Below are 15388 nucleotides of genomic sequence, written 5' to 3' on the forward strand. Positions count from 1 at the left end.
CCTTCCGGTCAGTGAAGCAGGAGCTTCGCGACGATGAGCAGCGCCGAGACGAGAGCCGCCCCCACGGCGATGATCACGACGACGAGGGGAGAGTAGCCGCGCAGGCGCGCGCCGGCGGTGGCGACGACCACGAGGTAGGTCATGGCCACGCCCACGCCCCACAGCAGGGCGGTGGCGAGGCCCACTCCGGAGGCGACGAGCAGAACCACCACCAGCAGGGGCAGGAAAGTCACCGACACCATGGGCGCGCTCACCCGCATGTGGTGGCGGAAGATCTTCGACGGCCGGTCGGCCGAGGTGTCGCCGAGCGTGTACGCGAAGACGTGGGTGGCGAATACACGACGTTCGTCAGTGCGACCACGAGGATCACGTCGCTCAGGTCGGCTTCGCCGAGACCAATGAGGGTGGATGCCGAGACGAGGGCGCCGTAGCAGCCCGCGCTGATGCGTTCGGCGGTGTCGGTGGAGAGACGGCGCTGTCGATCGGTGTCCATGTCGGGCTCAGCTTCTCGCGGATCGGCGTCGCAGCCCCGCAGACACGATGGCGACGATCGTTCCGACGGCGACACCGATGACCGTCTCGATCACGCGGTCGCGCAGCAGCATCTCGGGCGTCGCCGGTGAGGCGAGCGAGATCATCAGCAGAGCGAGCGGGGTGATGAAGATCATCGCGATGCCGTAGTTGCGGCCGACGTACAACTCCGAGGCCGCCTGCAGCGCCACGGCGATGATCAGGACGAGCCAGGGCGGAAGGTGCAGGGCGAGCAGACCCGCCGCGATCAGCACGCCGAGGAGCGTCCCGACGAGCCGCTGCACGCCTCGGATGAGGCGGGCCGTGACGTGCGCGCCGCCGACCGCGGCGACGGCTCCGACCATCGCCCAGTACCAGTGCGTACCGACCAGGAGTGCCCCCGCGATGCCCGCGAGCAGGGCGGCCGTGCCGACCGTCGCCGTCATCTCCCACGCGACGGGGCCGATCGCGGGCCGTGAACGCGTCGGGCGCGCCCACGATCCGCGGCGGACGATCACGAAGGTGACGGTGACGAGAAGGCTCCACGCCACGCTCGCGCCGCCGACGACGAGGACGAGCGGCAGCGATGACCTTGTCGCGGGAAGGCTCGCGGTCGCGCCTCCGGCGAAGACCGCGAAGAGCGCTCCGGGCGGATGCCACTGAGCCCGGTAGGCGAAGAGGGTGACGGCGGCGGCGATCGCGGCGACAACGATGACGCCCACGACGGCGGGGCTGCCGAGTGCCGAGACGATCGTGCCGATGAGCATGGCCGAGACGAGGATCGCGCCCGCGGTCGCCTGCATGATGACGCGGGGACGCGGCGCGTCCATTCGGCCGTAGAGCGCCGCGAAGGCTCCGAAGCTGGCGTAGACGCTGAGGTCGAGGCGGCCGACCAGCAGCAGGGCGACGAGGGGCACCCCGACGCTGAGCACGGCGCGCAGGGCCACGCGGTGATCGCCCGCGCGGGGGCCGACGCGGATGACCCCGGTCCATACGCGCCCCCGGGATTCCGCCATCCCTCCAGCCTAAGCGTCGCTCGACGCGGCCGATCTGCCGATCGGGTGTCGTCTCGACGTCGAACCGAGAAGCCCGGGTGGTCGCCGCGTCTTCCGTAGGGTGGGAAGCCCCCGACCCGAACGAGGAGAGACGTGTTCCGCACGCCCCTGACCCTGTTTCGCACCCTCGCGATCGCCGAGGCGATCTCGTGGACGCTTCTGATCGGCGGGTTGATTCTTCGCGCCGTCGCCGACCTTCCCATCGCGGTGTCGATCGGGGGTGGCATCCACGGCTTCGTGTTCCTCGCCTACGGGGCCACCGCCGTCCTCGTGGCGCTGAACCAGCGCTGGGGCCTCGGGCCGACCGCGCTCGCGGTGGTGAGCGCCGTCATCCCCTACGCCACGATCCCCACCGAGATCTGGCTGCACCGCACCGGACGCCTCCGCGGGGCGTGGCGGCTAGACGACAGCGGCGACCCGCGCGATCGACGGCCGCTCGACCGGTTGCTGCGGGTCTTCCTCCGCCGGCCCTGGGCGCTCGCGCTGGTGCTCGTCACGGTGGTGGTGGTCGTGTTCGTCGTGCTTTTGGTCGTGGGTCCTCCCGGCGGCAAGGGCTGACACCGCACGATGAGCCTCAGCGCACGAGGATGCGCACGCTCGCCGGAACGATGCGGCACGTGGCGGTAAAGGTCTCGACCGACCCGGAGAGGGTGGCCGTGGCGCGGCCCACCCCGAGGAAAGCGACCGTCCCGTCGTGCGCATGCACGCTGGGCGAGCGGTCGGAGAAGTGGCGCATCTCTCCGCCCGCGTGGCTTGCGAACGCGAGGTCGAGTTCGACGGCGACGATCGGTCCCGTCTCGGAACTCACCCGCCAGTCGATCGCGGCCAGCCCGCCGCCGCGACTCGTCATCGTCAGCGTCGCCGAGCCGCATTCCTCGCCGCCGACGAGCTCGGTGCGCAGGGGCTGCGACGCGGGCGTCGAGTCGGCGCCGCACAGACCGATGCCGTGCAGTCGGGCGTAGCCGCGACCGTTGTCCGTGATGCTCGAGCAGTCCGCGAGCAGGGGCGCCGTGAGGGCGTCGGACAGGGGATCGGCGCGCACGGTCGGCGACGCGGGGGCTCCGGCCGCCGACGCTCCCGTCGCGAGCACCGCCGCGAGGGCAGCGACGAGGGCGAGCAGCGGAGCAGCGGTTCGGATCCGCACGGCGCACCTCCTTGTCGACGTCAGACGGAATCTACGCCGGGAACAGCGCGCTCGCCACGGGTCGACGGCGGGCGGGTCAGCGTTTGGTCGACACCGTGACCGTGAACTTGCGGTCGCGAGCGACCTGACGGGTCGGGCCCACGAGTCGCTCGAGAGCGGGGCGGTACTGCAGCGACGAGTTCCACACGGTCCAGAGCTCACCGCCGGGGGCGAGCACCCGAGCCGCGTCGGCGAACATCCGGGGAGCGAGACCCTCGTTGATGGCGGATCCCGCGTGGAACGGCGGATTCAGCGCGATGAACGACGCCGTGGCATCCGGCTGCCCCCTCAAGACGTCGTCGCGGACGACGCTCACGCGATCGGACACCCCGTTGGCCTCGGCGGTGGCCCGGGCGGACGCGACCGCGATCGCCGATTGATCGCACGCGATGACCCGGAGGGAGGGATGCCGCGTCGCCAGGGCCGCGGCGACCACTCCCGTCCCGCACGCCAGGTCGATCGCCTCACCGCCGCGCGGCGACGGGAGGTGGGCGAGCAGCAGCCGCGTGCCGATGTCGATCGATGCGCCCGCGAAGGCGCCGCCGAAAGCGCGGACCGCGATGCCGTCGACCTCGGCGCTCTCGGGGACGGGCTCGGCGCCGTCGTGGGGCCCGCGCGCGACGAGGACCCGCGACTTCTGCCGCGCATGCGTGACGTCGAGCCGGGTGAAGAACCGTCGCAGCACGTCGTTCATCGACGGAGTCATGTGCTTCAGGCGACCGCCGGCGTACACGATGACCTCGGGGTGCGCATGAACGGCGATCAGCCCGGCGATGTCCGAGAGAGCGTGGAGCGACCGGGGGAGCCGCAGGAGGACGACCCGCGCCCCGGTGAGAAGCGCGGTATCGAGCGGGTGCGAGACGAAGGACTCCTCGAGCCCGGTGTCGCGGGCGTTGAGCGCGAGGGCTTCCTCGCCCAGCAGTTCGTCTTGATGGACCCGGATGCCGCGACCTCCGGCATCCGCTGACGCCAGCGTGAGCGCCCCGTAGGAGTCGCCGATCACGACGAGCTCGTCATCGCCGACCTGGGCTCGGGCGTCCGCTGACTCGTCGAGGATCAGGCGGTCGGCGGCGTCGACCGCCAGGAGATCGGGGCCCTCGAGATCGGGGCGGCGACGCAGGGCGTCGAACGAGAAAGGCACCGGTCCACGCTACCCGGGGGTGACGTGGGGCGGTGCCGATCCGAGTTGCGGGCTCAGCGGGTGCCGAAGTGGAACGGCAACGCCAGGGAGGCCGAGACGAGGATGATGCCGAGCGCGAAGAACAGCGCGGGGGCGGCAAGCGAGAACGAGATGCCGGTCAGCAGCATGCCGCCGACGAACAGGATGAGCGAGACGATGAACATGAGGATCCCTTCGGTCGCTCCAGGCTATCGTGCCGAGTCCGCGCGCCGGTTCGCCGGCGGGGTGGGTTGCGCCGTCGCGGGAACGGCGTCGCGAACGGCGGGATGCGGCCGTGGCGTGACTCCCAGGGCGGCGTGCGCCCACAGCGTGCTGCCGGCGACGGCCGCGGGCATGACCGCGACCGCCCCCAGCGGCACGAGGAAGCACAACTGCGTCGCCACCCCGAACCCGAGGGCACGCGCGCGATGGGTGCGCAGCAGTTGGCGGCGCGCCTGTCTGTCGAGGCCACGCGCCGAGAGCGCACGCGAGGTGAGCTCGTCGGCCAGCAGCCAACCGGTCAGGACCACGCCGGTGACGAAACCCAGGACGCCCCCGACGAAGGGGATGAGTCCGATGAGCCACGCGAGGGCGGCCGCCAGGATGCCGCGGAGGATGAGCCGGACGCTGTCGCCGACGGCCCTCCAGAACCCGTACTCCGCGTCGGGGACCGTGCCGGTCGCGCTCCTCTCGGTCGCCCGCCAGATGCGGTCGTAGAAGGGCTCGCCCACGGCGAGGGTGACGGCCGTGAACGACACGATCACCACGAGGACCGCGGCGCCGAACGAGGCCACGCCGATCGCGGTGCGCAGGGCGCCGGCCCAGAACGGCATCCAGGCGTCGGCGAACGGCGTCCAGTCGTCGACGAGGCCCGGGAGGACGAGACCCCACGTCACGAGGGCGGCGCCGAAGACCAGACCGACCAGGGTTCCCGGAATGAGCCCGAGCGCCATCGCGCCGGGCGTCCGGCGCCATTGACCGAGGCCGCGTGCCAGCAGGGCCGCTCCGGCGAGGAATTCGCGCATGCCGGGATTCTGGCAGACGCTTCCGACATCGGCGGAGGCGGTTGCGTCCGGTTCGCCGGCCCCGTCCTGTCGCGATGTCGGAGAGGGATGCCAGGATGCCGCTATGCGCATCCGCACCACCTCGACGCAGCGCACCTACCGGTACGTGCGATTGGGCCTGATCGGCGCGACGGCCCTTCTGGCAATCGGGGTGGGGCTGGAACTGCCGAGCGGCGAGGGATTGCCGTCCGTCAGCGCGGCCTACTACACCCCCGCGGGTCCGATCTTCGTCGGCTCGTTGACCGCGATCGCCCTCGCGCTGCTCGCCCTGTCGGGTCGGAGCCTCGAGCAGGGCCTGCTCGACATCGCCGCGGTACTGGCCCTCGCGATCGCCTACGTGCCGACGACCGTCTCGTCGGGTGCCTGTCTCGACGCGGCGCGGTGCGTGCCGCCCGCGGTGCGGCCGACCGTGGCGAACAACGCCGTGGCGGTGGCATCCGTGGTCCTGCTCGGGGTGATCGCGGCGGCGATCCTCGCCCGGGTGCAGAGCACCGCGAGTGCCGGGGTGGCGGCGACGATCGGGGTGGTCGTCGTGATCGTCGCCGGAGGGGCGACGTGGGCGCTGATCGCGCCCGAGGCGTTCTTGGCGGGGGCGCACCAGATCGCGGCGGTCGCCTTCTTCGTGCTGATCGCAGCGGCGGCGGCGGTGGCGGCCTGGCGACCGCGGCGGACCGGGCGCCTTCGCCGCGGGGTGCGCATCGCGTATGCGACCGTGGCCGTCGGGATCGTGGTGACCCTCGTTCTGCTCCTGGTCGGCGTGATCTCGGGGCTCGAGCGCGCGGGTGTCCCGGTGGTGCTCGTGGGGGAGTCGGTGGCCCTGGCGCTCTTCGCGGTGTTCTGGCTCGTGCAGACGGTGGAGCTGTGGAACGAGGCCGACCCGACGCTGCGGGAATAGACCCGAGACCCCCGCGTTGAACTTGATACGACGGCGCTCAAGAAGCAAACTTGAGCGAACCGCACTCACGTATCTCAGGAGACGGAATTGCCCGAAGACTTCACCCCCGGTGACGGCGCCCAGTCGTTCGACGAGTTCCTCGCCCGCTACCTCGCGGGCGAGCAGGCGCGCGCCGAGCGCTCCATCGACCTCAGCCGATTCCTCAGCGCCCGCACCCAGGATGCCCTCCAAGAGGCCGGCCGCTTCGCGCTCGGCCGCGGTCAGCGCGAGCTCGACGCCCTGCACGTGCTCCACGTCCTGGTCGGACGATCGCCCGCGAAAGAGGCCGTCGCCCGACTCGGCGCCGACCCAGCCGCCATCGCCCGCGCGGCCGAGAGCCGCCTCCCCGCGGCGGCGACCCCCGCGAACGTCGACGGCGCCGTCGTCGCCGGCTCCGTGCAGCGCGCGCTCTTCCACGCCTTCCAGGTCGCGCGTGCCGCGGGCTCGACCTACGTCGACCCCGACCACCTCTTCTTCGCGCTCGTGCTCGCGCAGGATGCGCCCGCCGGGCAGATCCTCGCTCAAGCCGGCGTCACCGCCGAGGCCCTCACCCAGGGGGTGCGCGAGACCGTCATGGGCGGCGAGCAGGACGAGATGACCGGCGCGTCGGCATCCGTCACCCCGAACCTCGACCGTTTCGGCATCGACCTCACCGCCCGCGCGGCGGCCGGCGAACTCGACCCGGTCATCGGTCGCTCCGACGAGATCGAGCAGACCATCGAGATCCTCAGCCGTCGCACCAAGAACAACCCGGTGCTGATCGGCGAGGCCGGCGTCGGCAAGACCGCCGTCGTCGAGGGTCTCGCCCGCGCGATCGTCGCGAACGAGGTTCCCGAGCAGCTGCGCGAGACCCGCGTCGTCTCGCTCGACCTCGCCGCGATGCTCGCGGGCGCCCGCTACCGCGGCGACTTCGAAGAGCGCCTCACCCAGACGATGGACGAGATCGCGGCCTCCGACAAGCTCGTCGTCTTCATCGACGAGGTGCACACGCTCGTCGGCGCCGGTGGCAGTGGCGACGGATCGATGGACGCCGGCAACATCCTCAAGCCCCGCCTCGCCCGCGGCGACGTGCACCTGATCGGTGCGACGACCCTGCGCGAATATCGCACGATCGAGAAGGACCCCGCCCTCGAGCGGCGCCTGCAACCCGTGCGCGTGGGGGAGCCCTCGATCACGGATGCCGTGGAGATCCTGCGCGGACTCCGCTCGGCGTACGAGGAGCACCACGCCGTCACCTACACTGACGACGCCCTGCGCGCCGCGGTCGAGCTCAGCGACCGGTACCTGCCCGATCGCGTGCTGCCCGACAAGGCCATCGACCTGATCGACCAGGCCGGGGCGCGACTACGCCTGCGCCTCGGTGTGGCGGTCGACACCTCGTCGCTGCTCGAGCGTCTCGCGACCCTCGAGGCCGACAAGAACGCCGCCGTCTCGGCCGAGCACTACGAAGAAGCCTCGCGCCTGCGCGACGAGATGGTCACCGTGCAGCAGCGACTCGACGAGGCGACCAGCGGCCCGCGCGCCGCCGCCGTCGTCGACGAGCCCGAGATCGCCGCGGTGATCAGCCGGGCCACCGGCATCCCCGTCGCACGCCTCACCGCCACCGAGCGGGGCCGCCTGGCCGACCTCGAGGCCGAGCTGCACGCTCGCGTGATCGGTCAGGACGACGCGGTCGCCGCCGTCGCCAAGGCCGTGCGTCGCAACCGCACGGGCATGGGCGACGAGAACCGCCCGGTCGGGTCGTTCCTGTTCCTCGGCCCCACCGGCGTCGGCAAGACCGAGCTGGCGAAGGCCCTGGCCGGGTCGCTCTTCGACGACGACGGCGCCGTGATCCGCTTCGACATGAGCGAGTTCGGCGAGCGGCACACCGTGTCGCGTCTGATCGGCGCCCCTCCCGGATACGTCGGCTACGACGAGGCCGGCCAGCTCACGGAGCGCGTGCGCCGTAATCCCTACGCCGTCGTGCTGTTCGACGAGATCGAGAAGGCCCACCCCGATGTGTTCACCCTGCTGCTGCAGGTGCTCGACGACGGCCGCCTGACCGATGGCCAGGGCCGCACGGTCGACTTCCGGAACACCGTCATCGTGATGACGTCCAACCTGGGCGCCGAGTTCCTGGCATCCCGGTCGGGGGCCATCGGCTTCACCACCACGGGGCGCGAGTTCGCCGACGACGACCTGCGCGACCGCGTGATGGGCACGCTGCGCGAGGCGATGCGGCCGGAGTTCCTCAACCGCATCGACGACATCGTGCTGTTCCGCAAGCTCGAGAAGGGGCAGCTGCGCCAGATCGTGCGTCTGCTGCTGAACGCGACCTCGCGCCGGCTCGCCTCTCGCGAGGTCACGCTCGAGGTGACGGATGCCGCGATCGACCGTCTCGCCGAGGTCGGCTACGAGCCCGAGTACGGTGCGCGGCCGCTGCGCCGCGTCATCCAGCGCGAGGTCGACGACCGCATCGCCGACCTGTTCGTCTCGGGTGAGTTGAGCGATGGGCGAGCGGTGACGGTGGATGCCACTGCCGCGGGCTTCAGCGTCTCGGCCGCCGTGCAGGCGCTCGCCGCGTAGAACGATGAGATGAACGCCCCGGGGCTTCGGCTCCGGGGCGTTCGCCGTGCGCGCGGACTGTTCGCCCTCGAGCGGACGCGCACGTGACGAGGACGTATACGTTCGGCGAGGACGCACCCGGTCGGCCGCGCTCTTCTGCGTCCTCGACGAACGAATGCGGTTTCGGCATGTGCAAGGACCTGCGACCCGCGTGCTGTCGCGCCCCGATGTCCGAGGTTGGCGGCAGAGTAGAACCATGAGTCGTATCGGCACGATCTTCAGCCCGTACCCGCATCCGCCCGAGCAGCTGCGCGACGCCGCGCGCGCGGCCGAAGACGCCGGTGTCGAAGAACTCTGGCTCTGGGAGGACTGCTTCCGCTCCTCGGCCTGGGCCGCGGCCGCCGCGGCGCTCGCCGTGACGGATCATCTGCGCATCGGCGTCGGTATCGCCCCGCTTCCGCTGCGCAACATCGCCGCTTCGGCCATGGAGGTCGCCACGATCGAGCGCATGTTCCCCGGTCGCCTTCTTCCCGGCTTCGGTCACGGTGTGCAGGACTGGATGCGACAGGTCGGGGCGAAAGCCGCGTCTCCCTTGACGCTCATGCGTGAGCACCTGCCCGCGCTGCGTTCCCTGCTCGCGGGCGAGACCGTCACCACGGAGGGACGTTACGTGAGACTCCGCGACGTCTCCCTCGACTGGCCGCCCGCCCAGGCTCCCCTCGTCTATGCCGCCGCCGAAGGGCCCAAGACTCTGAGCCTCGCCGGCGCCGTGGCCGACGGGGTGGTGCTCGACAGTCGGCACACCGTCGCCGAGATCGCCACCGCCGTGCAGACCGTGCAGGCCGGGCGCGCAGAAGCCGGTCGAGAAGGCCGCGCCGACATCGTCGCGTACGTGCTGACCGCGTTCGGTCCCGATGCGCGAGAGCGCGCGACGGCGGTCATGTCCGATCGCGAGGACGCGACCGACCGCGTGCTCGCGGGATCGGTGGGCGAGGTCGCCGAGGGCGTTGCGCGCTTCCAAGCGGCGGGCGTCGACGACGTCGTGCTGCTGCCGACCGACGACGTCGATCTCGCCGCGTTCTTCTCGGCCGTCGGCCAGGTCGCTCAGGCTGTTCCCCACGCGGGAGGCGTGTCGTGACGCGCGGAACCGTTTCGCTGGGTCTCGCCGGCTCCCTGGGCCCCGACGCCGTCGCCCGGATCGCCCCGGTCGTCGAGAGCGCCGGCTTCGACACGCTGTGGATCAACGACACCCCCGACGGCGACGCCCTGGCGGCGCTGGCGGCCGCAGCGCGCGTGACCGACCGGCTCCGTCTCGCGACCGGGGTCGTGCCCGTCGACCGCAGACCCGCCGAGGCGATCGCCGCCGACGTGGCATCCCTGGCTCTTCCCCTCGACCGTCTCACGCTCGGCATCGGCTCGGGCATGGCCAAACAGGGGGCTCTCGCCCGGGTGACCGAGGCCGTCTCGGTGCTGCACGAAGCCGGGGTGCCGCGCGTTCTCGTCGGGGCCTTGGGCCCCAAGATGCGACGAACGGGCGTCGAGCTCGCCGAGGGCGTCTTGCTCAACTGGGTGCCTCCGATCGAGGCCCGCAATCAGGCCGAGGTGCTGCACGCGACCGCGCCGGACGCGCACATCGCCGTCTACGTGCGCACGGCGATCGCCCCCGCGGCGCGCGAACGGCTCGAGGCGGAGACAGCCCGATACGCCTCGTTCCCGAATTACGCCGCGAACTTCGAGCGGATGGGGGTGGATGCCGCAGACACGACGATCCGCGACGTCACCGAGCTGGGGGATGCTCTCGAGGCCTACACCGCGGCCGCCGACGAGGTCGTGCTGCGGGCGATCGTGGCGGAGGACACCGTCGAGGCGTATGTCGACTTCGCGAGGAGGACGGCGCCGTCGCCGCGCTGAGCATGACCCGCGATCGACGCGGTCAGCGCACCAGGCGCACCGTGCGGGGGATCGGGCCGAACGACGACTCCGCGCCGTCGGGACGGAACCCGTTGCGGAGATAGAACGCGTGAGCGCGCGGGTTGTCCGCCGCGACCCACAGCGACGCGGGCCGGTCCCCGAGGACCGCGTCGAGCAGCGCCTGGCCCGCTCCGCTCCCGTGCGAGGACTCGACGGCGTAGAGCATCTGCAGTTCCTCGGGGCGGACCGCGTCCGCCCCCGGGGTGAGGTGCGTCGCGGCGAAGCCCACGATGGACCCGTCGGCGTCGGCGACGACGACGTTCAGCTCCTCTTCCTCGAGTGAGGAACGCCACATCCCGATCCGGCGCCCGACATCGAACCACGGGTTCGTGTCGGGATCGTCGACGAACCGTCCGTAGGTCTCGCGCCACGACTGGGCGTGCACGGTCGCGATCGCGACCGCGTCGGCCGGGATCGCGGGTCGGATCCGGAGGGTCGCGCGCGATCGTTCCATGACGCGAGTCTAGGAACACGGCCCGATGGGGTCCGCGCGAGGCGCGCTGGATAGTCTCCCCTCATGGCGCTGTCGCTTCCCGACCTGCACTGGACCGGCGTCGAGGGCGACGCCCGCGTCGACGCTCGCGGCGCGTTGACGCTGACATCCCGGGGCGGGGTCGACTGGACGAACGACGCGACCGGCGGTCCGGCCCAGCACGCCGCGACCGCCTTGGCCTTCGCGGCTCCCGAGGGAGATTTCACCCTGTCGGCCCGGGTGCGCGTGACGGGGGAGCGCTCGACGTTCGATGCCGGAGCGCTCGCGCTGTGGTCGGGTCCGCAGAGGTGGGCGAAGGTCTGCAACGAGTTCTCACCCCAGGGCGACAGCATGGTCGTGAGCGTCGTGACGAACGACTTCTCCGACGACGCCAACGGCGCGGTCTTCGCGACCGACGCGGTCTTCCTGCGAATCGCTCGTGTCGGGGCGGCCTTCGCGTTCCACTACTCGCTCGACGGCGAGTCCTGGCCCTTCCTGCGCGTGTTCCGTCTGGACGCCGACTCCTCGACCCTCTCGGTCGGCTTCCTGGCTCAGGCGCCGATGGGAGCGGGGGCGACCGCCGTCTTCGACGAGATCCGGTTCGATCGCTCATCGCTCCGCGACCTGCGCGACCTGAGCTGAGGCCCCAGCCGAGCATACGGATGACAGACTGACCGGATGCCGCGTCGCACAGGTCTCACCGTCCGCTCCGTCGCCCGCGGGGCACTCGCCCTGCTGCTCATCGGGGCCGGCGTCAGCCATGTCACGTGGGGTCGCCGTGGCTACCGGATCGTCGTTCCCGGGTGGGCGACGCGGCTGCTCCGCACCGACAAGGACGCCATCGTCGTGGCATCCGGGGCCGTCGAAGTGATCCTCGGCGTCGCTCTCGTCGCGTTGCCGCAGGAGCGCGGGCGCATCGGCGCGGCCATCGCCGCGTTCTTCGTCGCGGTGTTCCCCGGCAACGTGCACCAGTGGCGGACCGGGCGTTCAGCGCCCGGGTTGAACACCGACCGCTCGCGCTTCCTCCGACTGTTCCTCCAGGTGCCGCTCGTCGCCTGGGCCTGGTGGTCGACGCGCCGGAGCTGACGGCCGCGCCTACGCCGCCTCGCCGAGCTCGAGGATGCCGTTCTCGAACGCCGCGCGGGCCAGCACCTTGTAGCCGTGGTCGGCGAAGAAGACCGTCAGCCGGTCGTCCTCGATGGCCATGACCGTACCGGTACCGAACTCACCGTGTTCGACGGTGGAATCGATGCGGATGCCGCCGGACTCGGCGTCTTCGGCCGAGGGCTCGACCGGCACCACCGCGCCGGCGTCGCACCGGTCGCATGAGGCGCACTGGCTCGGCGTCTCGACGCCGAAATACTCGAGCAGCGCCCGCCGTCGGCAGTGAGTCGTCTCCGCGTACCCGCGCATGATCTCGATGCGAGAGGCCCGGATGCGCTCTTCGGCCTCGTCGCGCTCGCGCACGGCGCTCACCGCGTCGCCCGCCGAGACCTTCGCAAGCGCCGACACTCCGTCGGGGCCCGACACGGCGAGCTCGCAGGCCACGAGCTGGTTCAGCACCCGGCCGATCGCCCGGACCGAGCGGCCGCTCTCGTCGGCGACGTCTTTCGCGCGCACCGGCGTGCTGGTCCGCTGCAGAACGTCCCAAACGCCCGCGATGTCGGCTCGTTTGGTGTGGCCGCCCGCGAAGAACGAGCGCAGCGAGAAGTCCTCGGCGCGGTAGTGCAGGATCGCCCGCGCGGGCTGCCCGTCGCGGGCGGCGCGTCCGATCTCCTGGGCGTACGAATCGAGCGACTCCGTGACATCGGCGTGCACGACCAGGCGCACGTCGCTCTTGTCCACTCCCATGCCGAACGCCGAGGTCGCCACCACCACGTCGAGCTCTCCCGCGCTCCACGCGGAGTGCACCTCGTCGCGCTTCTTCTGCGCCATGGCTCCGTGGTACGCCGCCGCCCGCAGGCCGAGTTCGCGGAGTTCTTCGGCGTAGGAGTCGGTACCCTTGCGCGTCGCCACGTACAGCAACGCCGGGCCGCCGGCATCCTGGACATCCGCCACGACCGCGCGGCGCTTGTCCGCGTCGTGCTCGTGCCGGCGGACGGCCATGTGGATCTCGGGACGATCCATGCCGCGCACCTCGAGGTGGGGCTCGCGCATGCCGAGGCTCGAGACGATGTCGTCGCGGACGGGAGCGGATGCCGTTGCGGTCAGCGCCAGCACCGGGGGATGGCCGAGGGCTTCGATGGCGTCGCCGATGCGCGCGTAATCGGGGCGGAAGTCGTGGCCCCACGCCGAGACGCAGTGGGCTTCGTCGATGACGACGAGGCGTACATCGGCCTTCGCGAGACGATCGAACACCTCGGCGTTGGCGAGCTGTTCGGGGGCGAGGAAGGCGTAGACGGCGTCGGGTCCCTCGATCGCGGCCCACGCGGCTTTCTTGGCGGCGGCGCCGGTGCGCGAGTTGAGCGCGACCGCGGCGGGGGCATCGGGGGCGGCGTCGATCGAGTCGATCTGGTCGCGCTGGAGGGCTAGCAGGGGCGAGATGACCACGGTGGTCCCGCCCAGCTCACATCCGGCGATCTGGTAGACCGCCGACTTGCCTGCTCCGGTCGGGAACACGACGAGAGTGTCGCGGCCGCTCACCACCGCGTCGATCGCCTCGGCCTGACCCGGCAGCAGGTCGTCCCATCCGAACACCTCACGGGCGGTGCGGGCGGACTGTTCGAGTGTGGCGGGAGCGTTCACGAAGCCTCATTCCTGGGAGAGGTCTCAGCACACCTCAGACTTCCGACATCGCCCCGGGGGTTGCGAGGGCGGCCCGGATCTGTTCTCGCGAGTGGGTGGCCGTGGAACGCTGAAGGTCTCCGAAAAGCGCCGTGGTCATGGCACTCGCGCCTGATCCGCACAAGCGTCCACCCGATGTCGGAGGGGGATGCCAGGATGCCGACATGCTCTTCGGCGACATCGAGACCGCGCTCGCGACGGTGACGAACACGCGCTCGCGCCTGGCGAAGATCGAGGCCCTCGCGGCGCTTCTGCGCGGGCTCGATCCCGACGAGATCGAGCCCGCGGTGGGATTGCTCACCGCGGCCCCGCGCCAGGGACGCCTCGGCGTGGGGTGGCGGACGCTCTCCGCCCGCGCCGGTGATCACGCCGACACCTCGAACCTGACGATCGGCGACGTCGACGACGCGTTCAGCGCGCTCACCGGGATCGGTGGGCCGGGTTCCGCGGCCGTCCGAACGCGCCTCCTCGACGACCTCGCGGGGCGCGCGACGGCGACGGAGTGGCACCTGCTCGTTCGCATCGTGACGGGCGAGTTGCGCACGGGCGCCCTCGAGGGAGTGCTCCTGGATGCCGTGGCCCGAGCCGCCGAGCGGGACGGTGCCCTGGTGCGTCGTGCCGCCATGCTGTCGGGGGATCTGGGTGGGACGACCCGCATCGCCCTGACCGGGACCCCCGAGGATCTCGCCGCGGTCGGGCTCGTGGTGGGGCGCGGCGTGCAGCCGATGTTGGCGTCTCCCGCGACGAGCGTCGCCGAGGCGATGGCCGTGACCGGCCGAGCCTCGGTGGAGTACAAACTCGACGGGGCCCGGGTGCAGGTGCATCGCCACGGCGACGAGGTGCGCGTCTTCACCCGCACACTCGCCGACATCACCCACCGGGTGCCCGAGATCGTCGAGGTGGCGCTCTCGCTCCCCGTCCACGACATCATCCTCGACGGCGAGACCCTCTCGCTCGACGAAGACGGCGGTCCTCGCCCGTTCCAGGACACGATGGCCCGCTTCGGCGCCGAGACGGCTCGAGAGATCGCCCTGCGCCCCTGGTTCTTCGACCTGATCCATCTCGACGGTCGCGACCTCGTCGACGAACCCCTCGCCACGCGCCTCGCCGAGCTCGAACGGGTGGCGGCGGAGCACCGCATCCCCGCCGTGCTCACGGACGACGTCGACGTCGCCGACGCCTTCGCGCGCGACGCTCTCGCCGCCGGCCACGAGGGAGTGATGGTGAAGGGGATCGACGACCCCTATACCGCGGGGCGCCGCGGCAAAAGCTGGCTGAAGGTCAAGCCGGTGCACACCTTCGACCTCGTCGTCCTCGGGGTGGAGTACGGATCGGGCCGACGCTCCGGCTGGCTGTCGAACCTGCATCTCGGAGCGCGGGATCCACACGGCCGCTTCGGCGACCCGGGCAGCTTCGTGATGGTCGGCAAGACGTTCAAAGGACTGACGGACGAACTGCTGCAGTGGCAGACGGCGCACTTCGCCGAGAGGCAGACCGCAGACCTGCCGGGCGGCATCCGCGTGGCGCCCGACACCGTCGTCGAGATCGCGATCGACGGGGTGCAGCGGTCCGTGCGGTATCCGGGCGGCGTGGCGCTGCGCTTCGCCCGGGTGAAGACCTACCGTTCGGACAAGACCGCGGCAGAGGCCGACACCATCGAGACCCTGCGCGCGTTGCTGCCCGGCGGCGGCGAAGCGGCGACGGAAGGATGA

The 15388-nt window shown here is 71.5% G+C and carries 17 protein-coding genes; 8 read left to right on the forward strand and 9 right to left on the reverse strand.

The window, feature by feature from the left end:
- Window positions 1–8 precede the first annotated feature (8 nt).
- Genes BLS25_RS14945 through BLS25_RS14955 form a run of 3 tightly spaced genes read right to left on the reverse strand, consistent with a single transcriptional unit; the run spans window position 9 to window position 1526 of the window.
- Complete coding sequence (locus BLS25_RS14945; RefSeq protein WP_143017971.1) at window positions 9–233, reverse strand: hypothetical protein; 225 nt, start codon at window positions 231–233, stop codon at window positions 9–11.
- Window positions 234–250: 17 nt separating this feature from the next.
- The gene (locus tag BLS25_RS14950; protein WP_074696722.1) at window positions 251–493 is read right to left on the reverse strand and encodes a hypothetical protein; all 243 of its coding nucleotides are present in this window, start codon (window positions 491–493) and stop codon (window positions 251–253) included.
- 7 nt (window positions 494–500) lie between these two features.
- The gene (locus BLS25_RS14955; protein WP_074696724.1) at window positions 501–1526 is read right to left on the reverse strand and encodes an FUSC family protein; all 1026 of its coding nucleotides are present in this window, start codon (window positions 1524–1526) and stop codon (window positions 501–503) included.
- A 132-nt stretch (window positions 1527–1658) separates the two neighbouring features.
- On the opposite strand from BLS25_RS14955, the gene BLS25_RS14960 reads away from it, so the two are divergent.
- A complete protein-coding gene (locus BLS25_RS14960) occupies window positions 1659–2123 on the forward strand; it encodes a DUF3817 domain-containing protein (RefSeq protein WP_074696726.1) in 465 nt (154 codons plus the stop codon).
- A gap of 16 nt (window positions 2124–2139) precedes the next feature.
- Here the strand turns inward: BLS25_RS14960 and BLS25_RS14965 are convergent, their stop codons facing one another.
- From BLS25_RS14965 to BLS25_RS14975, 4 genes are all read right to left on the reverse strand, one after another.
- A complete protein-coding gene (locus BLS25_RS14965; RefSeq protein ID WP_056228795.1) occupies window positions 2140–2709 on the reverse strand; it encodes a hypothetical protein in 570 nt (189 codons plus the stop codon).
- 76 nt (window positions 2710–2785) lie between these two features.
- Window positions 2786–3889, reverse strand: coding sequence for a class I SAM-dependent methyltransferase (locus BLS25_RS14970; RefSeq protein ID WP_074696728.1), 1104 nt, complete (start codon window positions 3887–3889; stop codon window positions 2786–2788).
- 53 nt (window positions 3890–3942) lie between these two features.
- On the reverse strand, window positions 3943–4092 hold the full coding sequence (locus BLS25_RS17000; protein WP_164481596.1) for a hypothetical protein: 150 nt from the start codon (window positions 4090–4092) through the stop codon (window positions 3943–3945).
- A gap of 24 nt (window positions 4093–4116) precedes the next feature.
- Window positions 4117–4932: an EI24 domain-containing protein gene (locus BLS25_RS14975; RefSeq protein ID WP_074696730.1), complete on the reverse strand. Its 816-nt coding sequence runs from the start codon at window positions 4930–4932 to the stop codon at window positions 4117–4119.
- 103 nt (window positions 4933–5035) lie between these two features.
- On the opposite strand from BLS25_RS14975, the gene BLS25_RS14980 reads away from it, so the two are divergent.
- From BLS25_RS14980 to BLS25_RS14995, 4 genes are all read left to right on the forward strand, one after another.
- Window positions 5036–5866, forward strand: coding sequence for a hypothetical protein (locus tag BLS25_RS14980; RefSeq protein WP_074696732.1), 831 nt, complete (start codon window positions 5036–5038; stop codon window positions 5864–5866).
- Window positions 5867–5953: 87 nt separating this feature from the next.
- On the forward strand, window positions 5954–8470 hold the full coding sequence (locus BLS25_RS14985) for an ATP-dependent Clp protease ATP-binding subunit (RefSeq protein WP_074696734.1): 2517 nt from the start codon (window positions 5954–5956) through the stop codon (window positions 8468–8470).
- Between the two features lie 235 nt (window positions 8471–8705).
- Complete coding sequence (locus BLS25_RS14990) at window positions 8706–9587, forward strand: LLM class flavin-dependent oxidoreductase (protein ID WP_074696736.1); 882 nt, start codon at window positions 8706–8708, stop codon at window positions 9585–9587.
- On the forward strand, window positions 9584–10360 hold the full coding sequence (locus BLS25_RS14995; protein ID WP_074696738.1) for an LLM class flavin-dependent oxidoreductase: 777 nt from the start codon (window positions 9584–9586) through the stop codon (window positions 10358–10360). Before BLS25_RS14990 ends, BLS25_RS14995 begins: the two co-directional genes overlap by 4 nt.
- A gap of 22 nt (window positions 10361–10382) precedes the next feature.
- Here the strand turns inward: BLS25_RS14995 and BLS25_RS15000 are convergent, their stop codons facing one another.
- Window positions 10383–10874: a GNAT family N-acetyltransferase gene (locus tag BLS25_RS15000; RefSeq protein WP_176786391.1), complete on the reverse strand. Its 492-nt coding sequence runs from the start codon at window positions 10872–10874 to the stop codon at window positions 10383–10385.
- 63 nt (window positions 10875–10937) lie between these two features.
- On the opposite strand from BLS25_RS15000, the gene BLS25_RS15005 reads away from it, so the two are divergent.
- Both BLS25_RS15005 and BLS25_RS15010 read left to right on the forward strand, forming a co-directional pair.
- On the forward strand, window positions 10938–11534 hold the full coding sequence (locus BLS25_RS15005; RefSeq protein WP_074696740.1) for a DUF1349 domain-containing protein: 597 nt from the start codon (window positions 10938–10940) through the stop codon (window positions 11532–11534).
- A 36-nt stretch (window positions 11535–11570) separates the two neighbouring features.
- Window positions 11571–11978, forward strand: coding sequence for a DoxX family protein (locus BLS25_RS15010; protein WP_074696742.1), 408 nt, complete (start codon window positions 11571–11573; stop codon window positions 11976–11978).
- Between the two features lie 9 nt (window positions 11979–11987).
- On the opposite strand, the gene BLS25_RS15015 is transcribed toward BLS25_RS15010, so the two are convergent.
- Window positions 11988–13637 (reverse strand): RecQ family ATP-dependent DNA helicase, encoded by a 1650-nt coding sequence (locus tag BLS25_RS15015; RefSeq protein WP_074696744.1) that lies wholly within the window; start codon window positions 13635–13637, stop codon window positions 11988–11990.
- Between the two features lie 203 nt (window positions 13638–13840).
- Here BLS25_RS15015 and BLS25_RS15020 point away from each other — a divergent pair, with 203 nt between their 5' ends.
- Window positions 13841–15388, forward strand: coding sequence for an ATP-dependent DNA ligase (locus tag BLS25_RS15020; protein WP_074696746.1), 1548 nt, complete (start codon window positions 13841–13843; stop codon window positions 15386–15388).

The organism is Microbacterium testaceum StLB037 (assembly GCF_900104345.1).
In the GTDB taxonomy this organism is placed as follows: Bacteria; Actinomycetota; Actinomycetes; order Actinomycetales; family Microbacteriaceae; genus Microbacterium; species Microbacterium testaceum_A.

Coding starts and splice junctions, on each gene's coding strand:
- BLS25_RS14950 (WP_074696722.1), bottom strand. CDS start 493: ATGGACACCGATCGACAGCGCCGTCTCTCCACCGACACCGCCGAACGC.
- BLS25_RS14955 (WP_074696724.1), bottom strand. CDS start 1,526: ATGGCGGAATCCCGGGGGCGCGTATGGACCGGGGTCATCCGCGTCGGC.
- BLS25_RS17000 (WP_164481596.1), bottom strand. CDS start 4,092: ATGTTCATCGTCTCGCTCATCCTGTTCGTCGGCGGCATGCTGCTGACC.
- BLS25_RS14975 (WP_074696730.1), bottom strand. CDS start 4,932: ATGCGCGAATTCCTCGCCGGAGCGGCCCTGCTGGCACGCGGCCTCGGT.
- BLS25_RS14980 (WP_074696732.1), top strand. CDS start 5,036: ATGCGCATCCGCACCACCTCGACGCAGCGCACCTACCGGTACGTGCGA.
- BLS25_RS14990 (WP_074696736.1), top strand. CDS start 8,706: ATGAGTCGTATCGGCACGATCTTCAGCCCGTACCCGCATCCGCCCGAG.
- BLS25_RS15000 (WP_176786391.1), bottom strand. CDS start 10,874: ATGGAACGATCGCGCGCGACCCTCCGGATCCGACCCGCGATCCCGGCC.
- BLS25_RS15005 (WP_074696740.1), top strand. CDS start 10,938: ATGGCGCTGTCGCTTCCCGACCTGCACTGGACCGGCGTCGAGGGCGAC.
- BLS25_RS15010 (WP_074696742.1), top strand. CDS start 11,571: ATGCCGCGTCGCACAGGTCTCACCGTCCGCTCCGTCGCCCGCGGGGCA.
- BLS25_RS15020 (WP_074696746.1), top strand. CDS start 13,841: ATGCTCTTCGGCGACATCGAGACCGCGCTCGCGACGGTGACGAACACG.